Source organism: Paucibacter sp. XJ19-41 (assembly GCF_028462495.1).
In the GTDB taxonomy this organism is placed as follows: Bacteria; Pseudomonadota; Gammaproteobacteria; order Burkholderiales; family Burkholderiaceae_C; genus Roseateles_E.
The window spans coordinates 1-18,402 of sequence record NZ_JAQOWX010000083.1; the positions used below are offsets into that span (position 1 = coordinate 1).

The 18,402-nt window shown below is 66.9% G+C and carries 24 protein-coding genes and 1 pseudogene; 5 read left to right on the top strand and 20 right to left on the bottom strand.

All coding sequences use genetic code 11. The annotated features are described in order from the left end of the window. The 3 genes from PO768_RS19595 to speD all read left to right on the top strand — a co-directional run. On the top strand, window positions 1–727 hold a 727-nt coding region (locus PO768_RS19595; RefSeq protein WP_272647391.1), incomplete at its 5' end, for a molybdopterin molybdotransferase MoeA. Beyond that, entirely contained in the window at window positions 724–975 is a 252-nt protein-coding gene (locus tag PO768_RS19600; protein ID WP_272647392.1) for a MoaD/ThiS family protein, read from the top strand. The genes PO768_RS19595 and PO768_RS19600, both read left to right, overlap by 4 nt. Window positions 976–986: 11 nt before the next feature. Next, complete coding sequence (gene speD / locus PO768_RS19605) at window positions 987–1,358, top strand: adenosylmethionine decarboxylase (protein ID WP_272647393.1); 372 nt, start codon at window positions 987–989, stop codon at window positions 1,356–1,358. Here speD and torT read toward each other — a convergent pair. The 7 genes from torT to PO768_RS19640 form a co-directional block, all read right to left on the bottom strand. Next, window positions 1,344–2,384: a TMAO reductase system periplasmic protein TorT gene (gene torT, locus PO768_RS19610; protein WP_272647394.1), complete on the bottom strand. Its 1,041-nt coding sequence runs from the start codon at window positions 2,382–2,384 to the stop codon at window positions 1,344–1,346. The two genes, speD and torT, sit on opposite strands and share 15 nt — an antisense overlap. Before the next feature lie 152 nt (window positions 2,385–2,536). Beyond that, window positions 2,537–4,132, bottom strand: a complete 1,596-nt coding sequence (locus PO768_RS19615) for a flavin monoamine oxidase family protein (RefSeq protein ID WP_272647395.1) — start codon at window positions 4,130–4,132, stop codon at window positions 2,537–2,539. A gap of 2 nt (window positions 4,133–4,134) precedes the next feature. After that, window positions 4,135–5,712 carry a polyamine aminopropyltransferase gene (locus PO768_RS19620; RefSeq protein ID WP_272647396.1) on the bottom strand — a complete coding sequence of 526 codons (1,578 nt, stop codon included), beginning with the start codon at window positions 5,710–5,712 and terminating at the stop codon, window positions 4,135–4,137. Window positions 5,713–5,752: 40 nt separating this feature from the next. Further along, entirely contained in the window at window positions 5,753–6,667 is a 915-nt protein-coding gene (locus PO768_RS19625; protein ID WP_272647420.1) for a PA2778 family cysteine peptidase, read from the bottom strand. A 71-nt stretch (window positions 6,668–6,738) separates the two neighbouring features. Beyond that, complete coding sequence (locus tag PO768_RS19630) at window positions 6,739–7,149, bottom strand: PA2779 family protein (protein ID WP_272647397.1); 411 nt, start codon at window positions 7,147–7,149, stop codon at window positions 6,739–6,741. An 80-nt stretch (window positions 7,150–7,229) separates the two neighbouring features. Further along, on the bottom strand, window positions 7,230–7,997 hold the full coding sequence (locus PO768_RS19635) for a hypothetical protein (RefSeq protein WP_272647398.1): 768 nt from the start codon (window positions 7,995–7,997) through the stop codon (window positions 7,230–7,232). A gap of 314 nt (window positions 7,998–8,311) precedes the next feature. After that, window positions 8,312–8,740, bottom strand: a complete 429-nt coding sequence (locus PO768_RS19640) for a winged helix-turn-helix transcriptional regulator (RefSeq protein ID WP_272647399.1) — start codon at window positions 8,738–8,740, stop codon at window positions 8,312–8,314. Between the two features lie 128 nt (window positions 8,741–8,868). Here PO768_RS19640 and PO768_RS19645 point away from each other — a divergent pair, with 128 nt between their 5' ends. Beyond that, on the top strand, window positions 8,869–10,122 hold the full coding sequence (locus PO768_RS19645) for an MFS transporter (protein WP_272647400.1): 1,254 nt from the start codon (window positions 8,869–8,871) through the stop codon (window positions 10,120–10,122). A 27-nt stretch (window positions 10,123–10,149) separates the two neighbouring features. Here the strand turns inward: PO768_RS19645 and PO768_RS19650 are convergent, their stop codons facing one another. Genes PO768_RS19650 through PO768_RS19660 form a run of 3 tightly spaced genes read right to left on the bottom strand, consistent with a single transcriptional unit; the run spans window position 10,150 to window position 11,271 of the window. Continuing rightward, window positions 10,150–10,686, bottom strand: coding sequence for a penicillin-insensitive murein endopeptidase (locus tag PO768_RS19650; RefSeq protein ID WP_272647401.1), 537 nt, complete (start codon window positions 10,684–10,686; stop codon window positions 10,150–10,152). Window positions 10,687–10,719: 33 nt separating this feature from the next. Then, the gene (locus tag PO768_RS19655; RefSeq protein WP_272647402.1) at window positions 10,720–10,890 is read right to left on the bottom strand and encodes a hypothetical protein; all 171 of its coding nucleotides are present in this window, start codon (window positions 10,888–10,890) and stop codon (window positions 10,720–10,722) included. Between the two features lie 9 nt (window positions 10,891–10,899). Further along, the gene (locus tag PO768_RS19660; RefSeq protein WP_137942315.1) at window positions 10,900–11,271 is read right to left on the bottom strand and encodes a VOC family protein; all 372 of its coding nucleotides are present in this window, start codon (window positions 11,269–11,271) and stop codon (window positions 10,900–10,902) included. A gap of 154 nt (window positions 11,272–11,425) precedes the next feature. Here PO768_RS19660 and PO768_RS19665 point away from each other — a divergent pair, with 154 nt between their 5' ends. Continuing rightward, the gene (locus tag PO768_RS19665; protein ID WP_272647403.1) at window positions 11,426–12,088 is read left to right on the top strand and encodes a nitroreductase family protein; all 663 of its coding nucleotides are present in this window, start codon (window positions 11,426–11,428) and stop codon (window positions 12,086–12,088) included. Between the two features lie 36 nt (window positions 12,089–12,124). On the opposite strand, the gene PO768_RS19670 is transcribed toward PO768_RS19665, so the two are convergent. From PO768_RS19670 to PO768_RS19715, 10 genes and pseudogenes are all read right to left on the bottom strand, one after another. Then, entirely contained in the window at window positions 12,125–12,661 is a 537-nt protein-coding gene (locus PO768_RS19670) for a GNAT family N-acetyltransferase (protein ID WP_272647404.1), read from the bottom strand. A 69-nt stretch (window positions 12,662–12,730) separates the two neighbouring features. Next, window positions 12,731–13,000: a hypothetical protein gene (locus PO768_RS19675; RefSeq protein ID WP_272647405.1), complete on the bottom strand. Its 270-nt coding sequence runs from the start codon at window positions 12,998–13,000 to the stop codon at window positions 12,731–12,733. 34 nt (window positions 13,001–13,034) lie between these two features. Next, window positions 13,035–13,577 (bottom strand): hypothetical protein, encoded by a 543-nt coding sequence (locus PO768_RS19680; protein ID WP_272647406.1) that lies wholly within the window; start codon window positions 13,575–13,577, stop codon window positions 13,035–13,037. Then, window positions 13,574–13,885, bottom strand: a complete 312-nt coding sequence (locus PO768_RS19685; protein WP_272647407.1) for a hypothetical protein — start codon at window positions 13,883–13,885, stop codon at window positions 13,574–13,576. Before PO768_RS19685 ends, PO768_RS19680 begins: the two co-directional genes overlap by 4 nt. Before the next feature lie 137 nt (window positions 13,886–14,022). Beyond that, window positions 14,023–14,259, bottom strand: coding sequence for a DUF3303 domain-containing protein (locus PO768_RS19690; RefSeq protein ID WP_272647408.1), 237 nt, complete (start codon window positions 14,257–14,259; stop codon window positions 14,023–14,025). A 134-nt stretch (window positions 14,260–14,393) separates the two neighbouring features. Next, on the bottom strand, window positions 14,394–14,717 hold the full coding sequence (locus tag PO768_RS19695) for a hypothetical protein (RefSeq protein WP_272647409.1): 324 nt from the start codon (window positions 14,715–14,717) through the stop codon (window positions 14,394–14,396). Between the two features lie 351 nt (window positions 14,718–15,068). After that, complete coding sequence (locus tag PO768_RS19700; protein WP_272647410.1) at window positions 15,069–15,713, bottom strand: hypothetical protein; 645 nt, start codon at window positions 15,711–15,713, stop codon at window positions 15,069–15,071. 175 nt (window positions 15,714–15,888) lie between these two features. Beyond that, window positions 15,889–16,383 (bottom strand): annotated as a pseudogene (locus PO768_RS19705) (ankyrin repeat domain-containing protein); the annotation flags it as partial. Window positions 16,384–16,398: 15 nt separating this feature from the next. Beyond that, window positions 16,399–16,620, bottom strand: coding sequence for a DUF350 domain-containing protein (locus PO768_RS19710; RefSeq protein WP_137942319.1), 222 nt, complete (start codon window positions 16,618–16,620; stop codon window positions 16,399–16,401). A 138-nt stretch (window positions 16,621–16,758) separates the two neighbouring features. Then, on the bottom strand, window positions 16,759–18,402 hold the full coding sequence (locus PO768_RS19715) for a DUF4178 domain-containing protein (RefSeq protein ID WP_272647412.1): 1,644 nt from the start codon (window positions 18,400–18,402) through the stop codon (window positions 16,759–16,761).

Sequence of the window (18,402 nt, forward strand, 5' to 3'; positions counted from 1 at the left end):
CCTGGCGGCCTCGGTGGGCGCGGCGGCGCTGACGGTGGCGCGCCGACCGCGCGTCGCGCTGTTCTCGACCGGCGACGAGCTGGTGATGCCCGGTGAGCCGCTGAAGCCCGGCGCGATCTATAACAGCAACCGCTTCACGCTGCGCGGCCTGCTGCAAGGCCTGGGCTGCGAGGTCATCGATCTGGGCATCGTGCCGGACAATCTGGACGCGACGCGCGCCGCGCTGCGCGAGGCTGCGGGCCGAGCCGATCTGATCATCACCTCGGGCGGCGTCTCGGTCGGCGAGGAAGACCATCTGCGCCCGGCCGTGCAGGCCGAAGGCTCACTGGACCTGTGGCAGATCGCGATCAAGCCCGGCAAGCCCCTGGCCTTTGGCCGTGTCCAGGACGCCTGGTTCCTCGGCCTGCCCGGCAATCCGGTGTCCAGCTTCGTGACCTTTTTGCTGCTGGTGCGGCCGGTGATCCTGCGCCTGCAGGGCGCTGCCATGCTGGCGCCGCAGCGCTACCAGCTGCGCGCCGATTTCGACTGGCCCCGGCCCGACCGGCGCCAGGAGTTTCTGCGCGTGCGCCTGAACGCGGCCGGCGGGCTGGACCTGTTCCCGAACCAGAGCTCGGGCGTGCTGACATCGGCCGTCTGGGGCGACGGGCTGCTGGACAACCCGTCCGGCCAGGCGATCACGGCCGGCGATATGGTGGCCTTCATCCCGTTCTCGGAATTGTTGTCATGAGCATCACGGTGCGCTACTTCGCCTCGCTGCGCGAGGCTCTGGGCCCGGTCGAAACCGTGACCTGGACGCAAGACCTGACCCTGGGGCGCTTGCGCGACCAGCTGCTGGCGCGCGGCGAGCCGCATGCCACAGCGCTGGCGCGCGGCAAGTCGCTGCGCTGCGCGCTGAACCAGCGGCTCGCCCAGGAAGATGCGCTGATCCCCGACGGTGCCGAGGTGGCCTTCTTCCCGCCAGTGACGGGCGGCTAGGCGGCGGAACCGTGCAAGGTTTGCACCTGACGGCCGATCTGCGTGGCTGCGCCGCCGGCCAGCCGCTGATGCGGGACTGCGAGGCCTTGCGCGCGCTGTGCGTCGCGGCCGTGGCCGCCGCTGGCCTGGGCGCTGTGGCCGAGTTGTTCCATCGCTTCACCCCCGTGCCGGGGCAGGAGCAGAGCGGCATTACCGGCGTCGTGCTGCTGGCCGAGTCGCATCTGGCCATCCATACCTGGCCCGAGCTGGGCGGGGTCACGCTGGATGTCTATGTCTGCAATCTGGGGTGCGACAACAGCGCCAAGGCCGAGGCGCTGATGGCGGCGCTGATCGCCGCGTTCCGGCCGGCCAGCGTGCTAAGCCAGTCGCTAGCGCGCGGGTGAGGCGGGCGGCGCCAGCGGCTGCTGCACCAGCCATTGGCCCTTGGGGGCCAGCAGGCGGCTCATATCGACCGAGGGCAGGCTTTGCTTGTCCAGCATCAGGATGGTGGGACTGACCCGCTTGGGCACGCGCTGGCCCTGCAGCGCGCGCACCGCCAGATCCAGGCTGAGGCGGGCCAGCAGCACCGGCTGGTCGGTCGGCGCGGCCAGCACCTCGCCGCTGGCGATGCGGTCCACCACCTCGGCGCTGGCATAGTAGGCCAGCAGCTTGGGCCGGGGCGGTGGGCGCTGCGCCACCAGCCGGGCGGCAAACTCGATGGCCACCGCATTGCCGACGATGTAGTCGGGCATGCCGGCTCGCTCCAGATGCTCGCGCACCAGCGTGCTCTGGGTCTTGGTGTCGGTCGGGCCGCGACCGCCCAGACGCAGCTCCACCGGCTTGCCGCTGAGCGCGTCCATCAGGCCACGTTCGCCGTCCTGCACCCAGGCCGCGTCGGCCGGCCCGGGAAACCAGGCCAGCTTGATGCCGCTGCGCCCGCCGGCGTCGCGCAAGACATGGGCGATGGTCTGGGCCGCCATATCGGCAAAGCTGACCAGGGCCCGGCTCGTCACCTCGGCGCTGAGCCCGTTGATCAGATCGATGACCGGGCGCTTCTCGGCCAGGGCCTGGGCGATCTCCTCGCTGAGCCCGTCGGCGCTGATGGCGGCGAGGATGTAGGCCTGGGCACCGAGCGCGCGGCAGTCGGCCCATTGCTTTTTCTGCAGTGGCAGATCGGCATAGCTGTTGGCCTGGTAGATGCCCACTTGCACACCCAGGGTCTTGGCCTGCTCGGCCAGGCCCCAGGACACGCCCCACCAGTAACGGTCCTTGCCGTGCGGCAGCAGCGCGCAGATGCGCCAGGGCTGGCTGGCGCGTTCCATCATGCCGTAGTTGATGCGCCGGCCGTCGGCCACGACCTCATAGCTCTGGGCGGCGGCCGGCAGCGCCAGGATCAGCGTCAAGAACAAGGTGGCAAGCCAGCGCGTCACCTCAGTGGCTCCACCGCATGAAGCTTGCGGGCCGAGCGCCGGGCCGCTCCCAAGCCGGCCCGCCATGGGCCGCCGCTTGTCGGTCGATCCGGCAAGCGGCGCCGCCCCCTCGGGGGGCCGGCCAAGGTAGTCCTTGGACGAGGGGTTTCATCTCACAAGCTTGCCACAAGCCGACGGGCCACGGCCACGCCCTGCGTGTACGCCTCCTCGAACACCGAATAGCCGGCCAGATCGCTATGGGCGAAATGCAGACGGCCGGTCTGTGGCCCGCGCAGCGCCGCGAGCGCGGGGTCACCGCGCACACCGGGCAGCGGGATGCTCATCCCATGGCCCCAGCGCGCCATATCGACGCGCAGCAGCTGCTCGCTCAGGTCGGGATGGGTGGCGTGCAGCTCGGCGATCACGCGCCGGGCCCAGCCCTGCCAGCCGTCCTGCAAGAGCGCGCCGCGCTCGGCGCGCGGCAGGGCCCAGTAGGCGCTCAGCACAGTGGGGCCGGGGTGGGGCCGGGTCTGCTGGTGCATCGCATCGACATAGCCCAGCGCCTGGCTGCCGTAGACCACGCTGTCCCAGGCCGGGCCCACGCCCAGCCGGTCCAGCAGCGGGCCTTTGAGCTGCAGATTGGCCACCAGCCAGGGGGCGTGCTGCAGCCGGGCGGTGGCGGCCTGCAGTGCGGGCGGGGCGCTGCTCAGCAGGAGGTGGGCGATGAAGAGCGGGACGGCCAGCACCACATGATCGGCCTGCCAGCGCTCCGGCGCATCGGCCGCCTCGTTCCAGGCCAGCAGCTCGACGCCGTGCCGCCCCGGGCTGATGCGCAGCACCGTGCGGCCGGTCTGCAGACGCTGCGACCCCAGCGCGCTGGCCATGCGCTCGGTCAGCCAGGCATTGCCCTCGGGCCAGGTCAGCACCGCCTCGCGTTCGCCGGTCCCGTCTTCGCCATGCACCGTGCCGGGTGCATGAAAACCATGGCGGCTGGCGAAGTAGTGCAGACCGGCCCAGGCCGAGACCTCGGCGCTGGGTGCGCCATAGTCGTCGCGGCAGCAGTAGTCCAGATACCAGCGCAGGCGCGCGGCGTTCAGGCCCTGGGCGGCCAGCCAGGCCGCGAAGGTCTGGCCGTCCAGCGCCGCGTGGCCGGCGGTCCAGCGCGCGCGGCTGCTGGGCATCGCAAAGCCCAGCTCGCGCCGCGCCTTGTCGACCAGGCGGCCGAAACGCCGGTACTGGTCCAAGGTGGCCGCATCGCCGGCCGGCGGCAGCAGGCCCTCGTGCCACTGGCCCTCGAAGAACAGGCGCTCCTGCGGGCTGTGGCAGAGATGGCGCTCGTCATAGACGGTGCGGCCCAACTCGTGCCGGGCCAGGCCCAGCTCGTGCAGCAGCTCAGCCACCTCGGGGGCCTCGGGGCCCGGCAGCGGCAGGTAATGGGCGCCCAGCGGGCAGACCATGCCGGCCATGCGGTGGCCGCGGCTGTTGCCGCCGGCGCCGTCCTCCAGCTCCAGCAGGGTCACCTCATCGACACCGCTGTTGACCAGGGCGCGGGCGCAGGCAAGACCCGACACGCCGGCGCCGACCACCAGCACCGAGGTCTTGCGCAGTGCACCCTGGCCAGGGCTGGGCAAGGCCTCGCGCAGACGGTGTCCGCGTGCCGGCGTCGCGCCGACCCAGCCGCCTTGCAGCGGCGCCGTGTCGGCCCGGCAGCCGGCCAGCCAGGCCGTGCCTGCGAGCCCGGCGGCCAGCATCAGTTCACGGCGCTGCATCGTCAATGCACCCGTCCCCATTCCTGCTCGAACTCATGCACCAGGATCTGGTTGGACAGGCGGTTGACCTCGGTCGGCACCCGCGCCATATCGGGCGGGAACTGGGTCAGCGCCGGCAGCCCCTCGACGCTGAGAAAGCGCAGGCCTTCGGGCAGCGCGCGCGGCGGGGCCCAAGGCCGACGGCCGGCCAGGATGAAGCCCCATTCGCCGAAGCTGGGCACATGGGCGTGATAGGGCGTGGTGACGAGGCCTGCGGACTCCATCGTGCTCACCACGGTCCAGAAGCTGCGCCGCGCGACCAGCGGCGAGGTGGATTGCACCACCGCATAGCCCGAGGCCGCCAGGTGCTGGTCCACCAGCTGGTAGAAGCTGCTGGTGTAGAGCTTGCCCAGCGCGAAATTGCTGGGGTCGGGGAAGTCGATGATGATGACGTCGAAGCTCTCGCGCGACTGCTCCAGCCAGCCGAAGGCATCGGTGTTGACGATGCTCAGCTTGGGGCTTTGCAGCGCATCGCCATTGAGCCGGCGCAGCAGCGGCAGGGTCGAGAACAGCCGCGTCATATGCGGGTCGAGCTCGACCAGCGTGACCGCCTCGACCGAGGGGTAGCGCAGCACCTCGCGCACCGCCATGCCGTCGCCGCCGCCCAGCACCAGCACCTTCTTGGGCGCACCGTGGCCGGCCATCGCTGGGTGCACCAGGGCCTCGTGGTATCGGTACTCGTCGCGCGAGTGGAACTGCAGATTGCCGTTCAGGAACAGCCGGGCGCCGGCATTGCCCTGGGTCACGACGATGCGCTGGTAGTCGCTGCTCTCCTTCAGCACGATGTGCTCGCCGTAGAAGCGGTCCTCGGCCCAGGTCGTCAGGCGCTCGGCGCCCAGCAGGGCGGCCACCAGCAGCATCACCGCCAGTGCGCAGGCCAGCGCATGGGCCTTGAACGCGCGCAGCTGGGCGCGGAACAGCCACAGCGCCCACACGGCCACGGCCACATTGAGCAGGCCGAAGGCGATGCCGGTGCGTATCAGCCCGAGCTGGGGCACCAGCACCAGCGGAAAGGCCAGGGCCACCAGCAGCGCGCCCAGATAGTCGAAGGTCAGCACCTGGGAGACCAGATCGCGCAGCGCATAGCGCTGGCTGAACTGGTCCTTCAGGATGCGCATCACCAGCGGGATCTCCAGCCCCACCAAGGCCCCGACCAGCAGCACCAGCGCATAGAGCAGGGTGCGGAAGGCGGCCAGCTCGGCCGGCGGCAGCAGGCTGTGGACGATGAAGAGCCCGGCCGGCATCAGCCCGCCGATCACGCCCACCAGCAGCTCGATCTTCAGGAACTGCGCGACCAGCTGGCGCTCGACATAGCGGCTCAGCCAGGAGCCCACGCCCATCGCGAACAGATAGGTGCCGATGATGGTGGAGAACTGCAGCACCGAGTCGCCCAGCAGATAGCTGGCCAGCGCGCCGGCCGCCAGCTCATAGACCAGGCCGCAGGCGGCGACGACGAAGACGCTGGCCAGCAGCAGCAGCTCGGCGACCGAGATGCGGCTCGTGGCGGCGTTGCCGGCTTGCGCCGGTTCGGTAAGAGGCATGGAGGGCGCAGCGGAGAAGGGCTGCCGATTGCAGCGGCGCTCAGTCTATGCGGGTTCCGGGCTCGGCCGGGCCCAGCTTGCGCTGCAGCTCCAGATACAGCGGTAGGCGCGCGCCACCCAGCTGCACGGCCCGTGCCACCGCCTGGCGGGCCTCCTCATGCCGACCCTGCTCCAGCAGCACCTGGGCCAGATTGTTCCAGGCATCGGCCAGCTCGGGCCGGGCCTGCACCGCGTGTCGATAGGCCGAGGCCGCGCCGGCCAGATCGCCGCCGGCATAGGCGCTGTTGCCGGCGCCCAGCAGCAGGGCCGGCTGCGTGGGCCAGCGCTGCAGCGCGCCGGCATAGGCCTGGGCTGCGGCACGGGGATTGACGCGCTCCAGCGCCGCGATCGCGCCGGCCATGGGCTCGGCCTGGGCGGTGACCGGCAGCCGGGCCGGTGGCAGGGCCAGCATGGCCCAGTGGCCGCCGCGGGCCCAGGTGCGCTCGAAGGTCGCGATCGACATCTGCAGGTTTTGCGTGCGGCCCGAATGCAGGGTCAGCAGGCCGCGCTCGCGGTCGAAGCCGATCAGCACCGCGTAATGCCAGACCGGATAGACGGGCAGCGAGAGGTTCTGGAACACCAGCACCGGATGGCCGGCGGCCACCTCCTGCAGCAGCGCCTCCAGGCTCGGCGCCAGCCGGACGCTGAGCAGGCCATGGCGCCGGCTGGCGGCCAGCAGCTCCTGCTGCAGCGAGCCCTGGCGGCCGGGCAGATAGACCTGGGGCAGCAGCTGCTCGGGCGTGGCCGGCACGCCGGCGGCCTGCAGCAGCATGGCCAGCGCGGCCGGGCCGCATTCATAGTCCTCCTGCGCGAAGAAGGGCTGCTCGCTCAGCAGGGCCTGGGCTGGCAGGTGGGCGGGCCATTGCTGGCTCAGGCGCTGAGCCTGGGGCGGCGTCGCGCAGCCGCCCAACATCATCAACAACAGGGCCGCAAGAAAACAAAACCCCGCGACAGCGGGGCTGGATGGGCGTGGGCCGAGGCCCGGCGTCATCGGACCGAGCGGGTGAAGGGGAAGACCTTGGTCAGGCCCAGGATGTCGGTCACCAGCAGGATCACGAAGACGGTGAACAGCAGGCCCAGCACCTCGCCGCCGGCCGGGGCGCTGTCGATGCGGCCGGCCAGTTCAGCAACTTCTGTATCCGACAGCGCGGCGACGCGGGCCTGGGCGGCCTCGGCATCGACGCCCTGGCCCATCAGCGCCTGGCGCACATCGTCGCGGGCCAGGAAGTCGCCGACGCGGGCGCGCGCGGCTTCGGCCGACAGCGTGGTGCCGGCGGACGCCGCTTCGGCTGGCAGCAAGGCCTCGGTCGGCACGATGACGGCCTGCGCGGACAAGCTCATCAGCGAGCAGGAAACGATCAGCGTGGAAGCGATCAGGCGGCGCGTCAATGTCTTCATGGTGTTGGACCTCAGGTGAGCGCGCAGTGTAGGCGTGGCGCAGCCCCGATTCTGCGCCGGTTTACAGCTTGTGACCTTGATCAGTGCCGGCTCGTGCCGGCCTTGCGGGTGGCGATCTGCACCGCCAGGCACAGGGCCGTGGCCAGCGCGAAGGCCAGCGGCATGGCCAGGCGATCGAGCAGCAGGGCCAGGGCCACGCAAAAGGCCGCCAAGGAATACAGCCCGGTCACCATCGCGCGCAGCAGCGTGGCCGCATAGGCGCCGCCCTGCGCGCGGTGCGAGAACACCGCCAGCGTGCTGCCCAGCATCGGGAACACCGCCAGCATGCCGCTCCAGTGGCTGCCCAGCGCGCCGGCCGCCCCGCTGACGCCCAGGGTCAGCGCCGCACCCGCCGCCATGCGCAGGCCCATTTCGCCGGGCCGCAGGCGGATGGGGGCATCCAGCGGCCGGGGCGGCGGGAACAGGCGCGGCGCCAGCAGCAGCGTGGCCAGCGCAATGCCCAGACCCAGCAGCGGATGGGGCGGCAGCAGGCTCAGCGGCGCGGCCACGATCAACCAGGCCAGCAGGGCCTGGCCCAGCGCGCCAGGCCAGGCCCGGCCATCGGTGGCATTGGCGGCGCGGGCATAGGCGATGCTGAACGAGACCGAGGCGAGCAGGGCTGCTGCTGCCGTGGCCGCCGACGCGGCGGCAAAGGCCGGGCCCTGCTCCAGCGCGATGAAAGCCAGGATAGGCCCGGCCATCACCGGCAGCCCGGCCAGCCAGCCGGCCACCTTGGGACCCCAGCGCTGGCTGGCCAGCGAGACGAGCAGCAGAAAGGTCGGGACGAGGAGGAGCTTGAGGGCGAGCATGGAATCAGTCAGGCCGCTAATAGCTGCCCCCACTAGGCGGGGCTGCGATGAACTCCAGCGGCAGTTGCCGGCGGACGGGCCAGCTCATCGCGGTGCTGATGCCGGGCTGTTCGATGCGAGACTTGATCATCAAGGTCGAGTATCACCTGAGCACCGCCTCTCGGGCCGCCGTACCCGGCCGCTAGCCCCGCGAGGCGGCCAGTGCCCTNCCGGGCTGTTCGATGCGAGACTTGATCATCAAGGTCGAGTATCACCTGAGCACCGCCTCTCGGGCCGCCGTACCCGGCCGCTAGCCCCGCGAGGCGGCCAGTGCCCTACCGCACTTTCTGCACCGCAGTCTCGGCCGGTGACAGCGTCCTGCCGTCGCTTGCTTTCGGCGCCATCAGCGGGCTTGGCTTGCCGGTGCGCGTGTCGATCAGTAGCGAATGAGCTTCGCCAGGTTCGAACAGATGGTGTTCGCCCCACTGCCGCAGCGCCACCAGGATGGGGAACAGGCGATCCCCTTTGGCCGTCAGCACGTACTCCTGATAGGCGGTGCCATCCGACGCCGCCTGCGTCTGCAGAATGCCTGCCTCGACCAGCTTGTGCAGGCGGTCCGAGAGGATGTTGCGGGCCACGCCCAAGCTGCGTTGGAAGTCGCTGAAGCGGCTCGTTCCGTCGAAGGCATTGCGCAGGATCAACAGCGACCAGCGGTCTCCGATCAGATCGACGGAGCGCGCAACCGGACAAGGCTCGGCGTTCATAGGTTCAAGGCAGGGCAAGGCATCTCCTGGCGGCATGGCAGGGCATCTGTTTTGGTTGCATTTTAAAACCACATTGCGTAGGATTAAATCGGTTTTGTTTTGCAACTAGATTGAGTGGGCATCGTGTCATGAAGGTTTCTTCGCTAGCGTCGGCACTGCCGCGCAGCCTGGTCTGCTTGTTTGCCGTGGCGAGCGGGATGAGCGTGGCGAATGTGTATTACGCGCAGCCCTTGCTGGATGCGTTGGCGAGGGACTTCGGCATGGCTCATGCGGCGGTCGGCGGCGTGATCACGGCCACGCAGCTTGGCTGTGCGATCGCCCTGTTGCTGCTGGTGCCGCTGGGCGACCGGGTGGATCGCCGGCGCCTGCTGGCGTGGCAACTGCTGGCGTTGGTGGCCGCGCTGACGGCGGTCGGCATCGCGCACTCTTCGGTGGAGCTGCTCGTGGGCATGCTCGCCGTGGGCATGCTGGGTACGGCGATGACACAGGGGCTGATCGCTTACGCGGCCAGCGCTGCGGCACCGCATGAACAAGGGCAGGTCGTGGGCGTGGCGCAGGGGGGCGTGTTCATCGGCCTGTTGCTGGCACGGGTGTTCTCGGGAGCCGTCAGCGATGTGGCGGGCTGGCGCGGCGTCTATTTCAGCGCCGCCGCGCTGATGCTGGCCATCGCGCTGCCACTGTGGTGGCGGCTGCCCACCTTGATTGCAGCGCCAAATGCGGTCAGCTACCCGCGTCTGATCGCGTCGATGTGGACGCTGCTGCGACAGGAACGGGTGCTGCAGGTGCGCGGCTTGCTCGCGCTGCTGATGTTCGCTGCGTTCAACATCTTCTGGAGCGCTCTGGCCCTCTCATTGAGTGCGCCGCCCCATGGCTTTTCGCACACCGCCATCGGTGCCTTCGGGCTTGTCGGCGTCGTGGGTGCGCTGGCCGCCGGGCGGGCCGGGCAATGGGCAGATCGTGGACACGCCCAGCGCACCAGCGCGGCAGCGCTCGTGCTGCTGCTGCTGGCCTGGTGGCCGCTGTCGATGATGGAATGGTCGTTGAGCGCTTTGGTGATCGGCATCTTGCTGCTTGACCTGGGCGGTCAGGCCTTGCATGTCACCAATCAGAGCCTGATCTTGCGCATCCGCCCGCAGGCTCATAGCCGGCTGGTCGGCCTCTACATGCTGTTCTATGCGGTCGGCAGCGGGCTCGGGTCGATCAGCAGCACCGCGACCTTTGCATATGCGGGTTGGTCCGGTGTCTGTCTGCTGGGCGCGGCGGTGAGCCTGCTGGCGCTGCTGTGCTGGTGGGCGACGCGGGGCCCCTCACACCAACTCGCTCGGAACGACAGCGCAGGACCTGCCGGCGGACCATGCCGAAACTCGGCGGGCATGCAGTGAGGGACTCGTCGATGCGTCGAACGTGAGTCAGCCGGTTCTCGTTCTCCCGCTAGCCGGACCCCGGTCATCCGGCCGGCAGGCGAGCGCGAAATCGACGTGATAGTGCTCGTCATGGCGCACCCAGGGCTTGCCCTTCATGAAGGGCAGATGCTGGCGCAGATAGGGGCCGCGCGGCGTCGCGAACAGGGCCGGCAGGTAGGCGGTGTCGAAGATCACCCGGGCGATGCCCACGCCCTGCGCCCGGGTGGCACGGTGCAACGCGTACAGATGCTCGGCCAGGGCCGGGAAGTCGATGCGGTGCTCGCCATGCCGGGCCTCGGCGTCGAACTCCAGGTCGTAGCCGAAGCGTGTCAGCGGGCTGGTGGGCAGGGGCACCGAGCGACCCTGGGCGTCGCGCACCGGCACGAAGAAGTCGACCGACAGGCCGTTCTGGTGGGTGCGGTGCGGCTTGAACGAGCCACCGGCGGCCCAGCCGGTCTCGCCATAGACGTAGTGGACGCCGGGTGTGCGGGCCTGCAGCGCCGCATAGGACGCGACGATCACGTCGGCCACCGTCGCATGCACATAGGTCCGGCCCGCTGCGACCGCCAGTTCGCTCTAGGCCGAGAAATTGGCGCCATCGGTGGGCAGCTTGACGCCGCCTTCGAGACGGCCCTTCGCGACCGTGCCATAGCAGCGGCTTACGTCGGCGTGGGCGGGCTGGATGCTGATCAGTGCGCTGATCAGCGCATAGGCGGCGAGCGAGAAGAAACCGGGACTCAGGAACAAGTGCGCGCCCTACACATGCTGATCCACCAGCACCGGATTGCCGTCCGGGTCGATCACGACGAAGCTGGCCGGGCCGCTGCCGGCCTCGTCGGCCTCGCTCTGCAGTACCAGCCCCTGGGCCTTCAGCTGGCGCTGCAGCTCGCGCACATCGCTGAAGCTCGGCAGTGGGTCGGCGTGCTGGGTCCAGCCCGGGTTGAAGGTCAGCATATTGCGCTCGAACATGCCCTGGAACAGGCCGATCACATGCTCGCCGTTCTTCAGAATCAGCCAGTTCTGGGCCGCATCGCCGCCCCAGGTCTTGAAGCCCAGCTTCTCGTAGAAGGCGCGCGAGGCCTCGATGTTCTTGACCGCGAGGCTGATGGAGAAGGCACCTAATTCCATGGTTTTGTGCTCCTGGGCTTCCGACAGTGAGGCATCTTGCCACGCCGCCGGTCGGCAATATGCCCCGATTGACGAACGAGCCGCTCTCGCTATGCTCGCCCCACCGCATATTCCTTCCAGCCGCACCGCCATGCACACAATGCCTGCCCCGGTCATGGAGCCCCTGACGGGCTACCGCGAACTGCCCGCCCACACCATGCTGGAGCGCGCCCGCGCCAGCTATCAAAACCTGCTGCGCCGTCGTACCGTGCGCGACTTCGACGCTGCTCGGCCGGTCGACCGTGCCGTGATCGAACAGTGCCTGCTGGCCGCCGGCACGGCGCCGTCCGGCGCGAACCAGCAGCCCTGGCATTTCGTCGTCATCACCGATCCCCAGCGCAAGTCGCAGATCCGCGAAGCGGCCGAGGAAGAGGAGCGCACGTTCTACAACGGCCGCGCCCCCGAGGAGTGGCTGCGGGCGCTGGCGCCGCTGGGCACCGATGCCAACAAGCCCTTTCTGGAAGAGGCGCCGCTGCTGATCGCGATCTTTGCGCAGAAGTACGGCATCGACGCACAGGGCGAGCGCTTCAGCCACTACTACGTGCCCGAGTCGGTGGGCATCGCCACCGGCTTCCTGATCGCCGCCCTGCACGAGGCCGGCCTGGTCACGCTGACCCACACGCCCAGCCCCATGGGTTTCCTGAGCAAGCTCTGCGGCCGGCCCGAGTCCGAGAAGCCCGTCATCCTGCTGGTGGTCGGCCATCCGAAGCCGGGCTGCGAGGTGCCGGTGCATGGCGGCATCAAGAAGCCGCTGGCGCAGATCAGCAGCTGGCTATGAGGTGCAGGGCGTTCAGGGGTAATCTTCGCCGCAGGGTCAGGTCTTGACGTCGCCGGGCAGGGCCGCGTACATCCAATAGTCGGTCGGCTGGCCACGCACCAGCCTGAAGTTGCGCAGCAGGCCCTCGCGCTGGAAGCCGCAGCGCTCCAGCACCTTTTGCGAGCGGATGTTTGGCAGCACGGTCGTGGCCTGGATGCGATGCCAGCCACGCTGCGCAAAGCCCCATTGCGTCGCCGCCCGGCAGGCGGCGCTAGCGATGCCCTGGCCCCAGCGGGCCGGGGTCACGTCGTAAGTCACTTCGGCAGTCCCGTTGAGCGGGGAGATGGTGTGAAAACCGACGGTCGCGACCAACTCACCCGCACCGCCGGCGTCATCAACAATGGCGAAGCGTACCGGCGCGGCGGCGTCGCCGCTCAGGGTCTTGTCGATCTCGCGCCGGATATCGTCGATGCTGGCGGCCGTCGAGCTGGTGTGCAGCTTGACCTCGGGCAGGCAAGCGTAAGCCGCCCAGGCCTGCGCATCATCAAGCTGGATGGGGCGTAGTGAGAAGCCGGGAAGGCTGGGAGCGTTCATGTCGGGAGCCCCTTGGGTTGTTCCAGGTGATCGGAGCGCTGAGAAACGTCTGGCAGCAGGCGGCAGATGCTAGAGCAGGCCGGCCTTTTTGTACCAGCGCACGCAGGCCATCTCCAGCAGGGCAAAGCCGACCCAAGCCGGGATCAACAGGGCCGGGTGCAGCAGCAGGGCCGCGACCAGCAGCGGCATGACACCCAGCCAGCAGGCGAGCTTGTAGCCGATCGGCAGTGCCGCATAGCGCCGGCCCTTGGTCGGACGGCGCCTGAACTCACGCCGGTTGATCAGCGCGAGCGCAGTCAGGGCCAAGGCGTAGATCAGCAGGGCGGCAGCGATTTGCATCAGCTGTCGAGATTCGGTGAGAGCTACGGGCGGCTCAGCGCGGGGCGGGGCATTGAACCCCCTCTATCGCCTTGACGGCCTGCAGATGCTGTTGCAGCAGTTGGCCAAAGTCGGGCCGCTTCATGATGTCTTCTCGCATGACCGTTTGCAGTGCGTCGCCCTGGGGGTGAGGCGGCTGCTGCTTCTTCTGAGCTTCGGCCAGGCGCAGCAGCTCGGCATAGCGGGGGCTGCGGGCGGCCAGGCGCTGGCGGTCCTGCGCGTCGAAAGGACTGAGCCAGGTATTCAGGCTCGCCTGACTGCGCAGCTTCGCCGGCTCATGGCGAACCAGATGCTCCAGCTCCAGTTGTGACAACTCGATGAGCTGCAACTGCTGGCGCATCAGCTGATCCGAGAGCGCCGCGTGCTCGGGCGCAACCGCCGCCACCAGCGCCGCGAGCCGCTCCTGCCACTGCGTCTGGGCCTGCGCGTAGCGCTGGTATTTGCCGATGTTGCAGTCGGCCCAGGGCTGCGGCTGTGCGGTGGCGCCGCCGGCAAGCGTGGCCATCAGGAGTAGGAAGTGCAGCGCGGCCTTGCTCATGGGCGGCCACCGGGCACTCCGGGTTTCGACGGGTTACCAGGTGTCAGGTCTTGCGTGAGAAAGGACTCAGGCTCAAGACCCAAACCCTCTGGTCGCTGTTGCGAGCCCGTCGGCGAACGGCTGTCGGCTCGTGCCAGCATCAAGACCGTGAGCGCCCGCACACGGCGGATCAGCGCGATGACGGCAACGACAAGAAAGCCCGCAAGACCGCCGAGAAAGGCGTGGATGCCTTGCTGCAGCCCGGTCGGCATGCCGGCGCTGCTGGCCACCAGCAGGCCTGGGCCGAATACAGCGGCCAGCACGGTCACGGTGAGGGTCCACCATGGGAATAGCGGGCGGCTCAGCAGGCTTATGGCTTCGGGTATTGATGGATGGGACTGGGGCATTGGCAAGGCAGCCGTGAGTGAATCAAGCGATGCGTCGATGGATTGAATTAATCAAATAATTAATCGATGGGATACAGCTCAAAGTCAACGAACTGCTCCCATTTTTTGAACCACTCCTGGAACAAGGCTGGGTCATTGGATTCCATCAGCTGGAAGCAGATGTTCTTCTCGGCGTTGATCCATGAATTCAGGTAGTACAAGCCCTCGGGGAATTGACGACCCTTGGCGTTGTAGATCTTGTAGTTCTCTTCCATCAAGCCGGGCTTGAAGTTTTCGACCACCATGTATTTTTTCAAAACTATCTCCTTGCGAGATAAGGTGCCCAACTCAGTCGCCGATGATGGCGGAAACGGTGCTGTCGGCTTGGATCGGCGGGAGCGGGGCGGGCGATGGCATGGGGGCTTAGGGAGACTTGTTTGAACATCAAAGCTCAAAGCCGGACCTCGGTTTTAATTATGTTGACCAGACCGGCTGTAACTGGAAGTCCGGTACACCACACATTCACTGCACCGTGGATAAGAACTGGTGTATAACTGTCCGCGTAATTGGCTTCGATTTCGCTGGCAATACGTGATATTCGCTTTTTGCCAAGGTGCAGGATTTCCCCTGGAACAATGCTCCGTGACCATATGAGTAGAGCTTCGTTTTGATTGCTGGCAGCAACCTGTCGAATGTAAGTCCCACCTCGGTAGTCAAGGATCACGGTATAGAGGCTCAAACTGGCAGCCTGTTTCAGCGCGGAATTTGTATGCATCGTTGCGCGGTCAATAGACGGTCGTGGCGTTGACTATGAGAGCAGCAATGAGCAGGCCAGAGCACCTGTCGAGAGGGCCAAGGCCATCATGACGCTTTCAAATGGCAGGATTAGCAGATAGAAGATCGGCCGAACAAGGATCAATATGGGCCTTTGCCAGATCCAATCGCGCACTGCTCGCAACTCCCGGTGCCCGTTTCCGCCAATTGGGGTGACCGAGAGCGAATACACGGCATAGCAAACGGCGAAGTAGAACAAGCACTTGGCGGTCATCTGAATTTCCAGGGCGTGTAGTCCAGTTTTTAGATAAGGTATTGAACTTGAGAATATTGGATTTATGACTTGACCCCGTCATGCCCAGAGCGAACGCCTACGCCGAAAGAAGACGATGCCCGGTCGCCCGGTCCATTCGGAGGTTTCCCGCTCCAAGTCGACGCCGAGCTTGCGCCAGTACTCATCGACGACTTTTGAGTTCATGCGCTCCTTCTTGAATCTATTCCGATAGTGCTCTTCGCTCTCAAACGCTTGCACTGGGCCTGAACAATAGAAGTCTAAGCGCCCCGATTCGTCGCGCATGACCCGCACGAAACGCTCATTCTTTCCTTGAGTACCCATTACCATTAACGCTGACGCAGCGTTTGGAGAACTCCAGTCCGAGCACTTTCTCATCCCAACTGAAGCCATATTTAGCCGCCAGGACAAACGAGTAAGCAATACATTTTGATCACCAGCATCACTGGTCCAAAGCAAGGTTTCACCGTCATTGCCAAGCGATGGCGCAAGCACATTCAAATCAGGCTCACCCTGATAGCGGTGGATTTCATCCAGCGCTGTCGAGCACGGAAATTCCTTCAGCACAGTTTGCCCAGTTTCGCATTCACGCCGAAAAGAGTCGGCGAGGTATGTCAAAACACCTTCAAATGAACCCTTAATCAACACCACGGTTGGCCATTCAATCGTTGCCATGTCATCCGGCCAGCACAACAGTTCTTTCATTTGAGTATGAATCCCTTGTTGTTGGCGCCAGGATCTTTTTGAGACAACTGATTCATATGTTTGCAGGGTTCAGATACAAGGCTTGACCCAGCCATCCCGCCACTCTTAACCCTGGAGTGCTGACATGGCTCGTAGGCACAAGTAAGCCGCACCTCACTCTCTGTCAGAGCTACGTTCATTTAGGGAGATCGAACCCCATATTGTCAGCAAGCTCGGCGACGGTAACGCCATGCGCATTGGGGAAATCAGTTCGCGCGCCCCTCGCCAGCAAGAGTTGCACGACTTCCGACCGCTCCTCATACACTGCATTGGACAACGGCGTATTGCCATGCTGATCACGGGATTCAACTCTCGAACCAGCATTCAATAACATCTCAGCCACTGTCACATGGCCTTCCTGTGCTGCAAAATGAAGCGCTGAGTAGCCAATGTCATTTTGTGCGTTGGGATTGGCTCCCCGTTCAATGAGCTCCGCAACTATTGGGACTTCACCCAGGAATGCCGCCCTAATCAGCGGCGATTTTCCATCAAGGTCAAGGTCCTCAATGTCGACACCAGCGTCCAGTTGTTCAATTACTTGCTGAAGCTTTCGAAGTTCGACGGCCAGAAATAGAGGGCTTGTGCGCAAATCCTTTCGTTGCTTCTTCATATCTTCTCCGTCGGATAGGAGTTTGGAGCAGGTTTCTCAGCCCTTAATCGCCGCCGCCACAATCATCCCGATCGCGATGCACTTGGCGCCGATCACGATGGCCAGTGCCAGGTTCTTGTGTTCGACGATTTCTTCCCAGAGCTTGTAGGGGGTCAGCTTGTCGACGATGACAAAGCTGACCCAGAACACCAGCACGCCGATCACCGCGTAGAGCACCGAGCCCAGCAGCACCGCCGGTTTGAGCCATTCGATTTCCATTTCAGTTCTCCTCAGTAGCCGATTGAGTGAAATGCGCGGCGCAGCCCGCGCGACATCCAGCGGAGCCCGAGGATCCGGCTTTGCCGGGCCTGCGGGCTCGCCCCCTTGAGGGGGCGCGCGAAGCGCGTAGGGAGTGGTTCATTTATGCCCGCCCCCGCCGCTGTAGCCGCCGTAGGATCCGCCGCCGGTGCCCAGGCGCACGCCGCTGCCGCTGGTGCGGCGCTGGCATTCGCGGTACTCGTTGCTGGCCTCGCCAAAGCTCTGCTTGTAGCTTTGGCAATCGTCCTGGCTGCAGCCGCGCATCAGCATCACCAGGACGCCGAGGATGAACAGGGTCAGCAAGACCTTGAACACCAGGCCGTGGCCGCTGGTGGGCGTCGCGTCGCGGGTCAGCGCGGCGGTGCTGACCGCCAGCTTGAAGGCACGGCCGACCTCGGCGGCATCGAGCTTGCGGCCATGGCTCCAGCTGATCTCCTGGGTGCCGCCCTTGCTGCCGGTCTGCTCGCGCGACAGCAGCTCGACTCGGCCTTCGCCCCTCCACTCGTAATCGGTGACCTGGGCGCGCTCGCCGCGCCGCAGCTGCCAGTAGAACTCGCCCAGCACATAGGTGATCTGGGCCGCATAGGACTCGCCCTCGTACAAGGCCTTGAAGCGCCGGCCCTGCCACTCGACCGTGTTGTTGCCACTGCCCTTGGGCGCGCCGGTCAGCGGCCGCACCAGGCTCCAGCCCTCGTGGGTGTCGACCAGAAAGGCAAAGCCCTCGTTGCGGTTGTAGAGCAGGTATTCGCGCCAGAAGCTCTGCTCGTCCTCGCTGTCCGCCGCGGGCAGGTCGCAGCGCTCCAGATAGCCGACCACCTGCCAGGGCAGCGCCGGGCCGCCGGCGGCGAGCGCCAGCGTGCCGCTGCGACCCAGCGGGATCAGCGGCTCCAGCGTGTTGGCCTGCTGGGCGTACCAGGCCAGGTCTTGGCCCAGGCCTTTGGAGATGTCGACCACCGCGTGGCATTGCGCGCAGACGATGCTCTGGCTGCCGTCGAGCTTGGGCGCCAGCGCGGCCCCGCAGCCGGGGCATTCGCAGGTCTTGCCGATGAGGGTCTTGCTGCTGATGGCCTCGCCCTGCGCGTCCTCGCGCAGCCCGCTCATCGCCAAGTCGGCCAGCCGCACCGGGCGGCCCAGCGACCAGCTCGGCGCGCTGCCCGGCGGGCCGCTGTACTCCAGGCTGGCCACCTCGTCGGCGCTGTTGTTGCGCAGCTCGGCCACCAGGAACTGGCGCTGCGCATCGCCCAGCGGCGCATGCGGCAGCTCGCCCTGGGCGGCGGCCTGGCGCGCCAGGGTCAGCGCACTGACGGTCCAGGCCTGGCCGGCCAGCAGCAACTGCGCGCCCAGCACCAGCTCATGGGCTTGCGGCAGGCCGGCCGGCGGCGGCGCCTCGAAGCCCAGCACATAGCTGCCGTTGTCCTCCGACAACCAAGCACTACGGCCGTTGTCGAACAGCGCATGCCACTCGTTCCAGCTACCTTCGGCATAGCCCAGCTGCAGCCGGCCGACGAGGCTGAAGGCGGCGCCGGCATAGCGGCCGGCCGCACCCAGCTGCAGCGGCGAATGGTCGTCGAACAGCTCGGCGCTCTCGCCGATCTTGCGCAGGCTCTCGCCCTCGCGCAGCAGGGTGCTGCGGCAAAAGCCGCAGACCGCGCTGGCCGAGGCGGCACTGGCGAACTCGACCGGCGCGCCGCAATTGGGGCAGGCCGCCTGCCAGCGGCGTTGGGGTGTGCCTGAAGAGGCCAA

Bases quoted from the DNA above. Each gene is read 5' to 3' on its own strand.
- PO768_RS19660 (WP_137942315.1), bottom strand. From the start codon at position 11,271: ATGGAATTAGGTGCCTTCTCCATCAGCCTCGCGGTCAAGAACATCGAG.
- PO768_RS19600 (WP_272647392.1), top strand. From the start codon at position 724: ATGAGCATCACGGTGCGCTACTTCGCCTCGCTGCGCGAGGCTCTGGGC.
- PO768_RS19675 (WP_272647405.1), bottom strand. From the start codon at position 13,000: ATGCAAATCGCTGCCGCCCTGCTGATCTACGCCTTGGCCCTGACTGCG.
- PO768_RS19625 (WP_272647420.1), bottom strand. From the start codon at position 6,667: ATGATGTTGGGCGGCTGCGCGACGCCGCCCCAGGCTCAGCGCCTGAGC.
- PO768_RS19645 (WP_272647400.1), top strand. From the start codon at position 8,869: ATGAAGGTTTCTTCGCTAGCGTCGGCACTGCCGCGCAGCCTGGTCTGC.
- PO768_RS19700 (WP_272647410.1), bottom strand. From the start codon at position 15,713: ATGAAAGAACTGTTGTGCTGGCCGGATGACATGGCAACGATTGAATGG.
- PO768_RS19680 (WP_272647406.1), bottom strand. From the start codon at position 13,577: ATGAGCAAGGCCGCGCTGCACTTCCTACTCCTGATGGCCACGCTTGCC.
- PO768_RS19630 (WP_272647397.1), bottom strand. From the start codon at position 7,149: ATGAAGACATTGACGCGCCGCCTGATCGCTTCCACGCTGATCGTTTCC.
- PO768_RS19695 (WP_272647409.1), bottom strand. From the start codon at position 14,717: ATGCATACAAATTCCGCGCTGAAACAGGCTGCCAGTTTGAGCCTCTAT.
- PO768_RS19710 (WP_137942319.1), bottom strand. From the start codon at position 16,620: ATGGAAATCGAATGGCTCAAACCGGCGGTGCTGCTGGGCTCGGTGCTC.
- PO768_RS19665 (WP_272647403.1), top strand. From the start codon at position 11,426: ATGGAGCCCCTGACGGGCTACCGCGAACTGCCCGCCCACACCATGCTG.
- PO768_RS19670 (WP_272647404.1), bottom strand. From the start codon at position 12,661: ATGAACGCTCCCAGCCTTCCCGGCTTCTCACTACGCCCCATCCAGCTT.
- PO768_RS19620 (WP_272647396.1), bottom strand. From the start codon at position 5,712: ATGCCTCTTACCGAACCGGCGCAAGCCGGCAACGCCGCCACGAGCCGC.
- PO768_RS19640 (WP_272647399.1), bottom strand. From the start codon at position 8,740: ATGAACGCCGAGCCTTGTCCGGTTGCGCGCTCCGTCGATCTGATCGGA.
- PO768_RS19615 (WP_272647395.1), bottom strand. From the start codon at position 4,132: ATGCAGCGCCGTGAACTGATGCTGGCCGCCGGGCTCGCAGGCACGGCC.
- PO768_RS19635 (WP_272647398.1), bottom strand. From the start codon at position 7,997: ATGCTCGCCCTCAAGCTCCTCCTCGTCCCGACCTTTCTGCTGCTCGTC.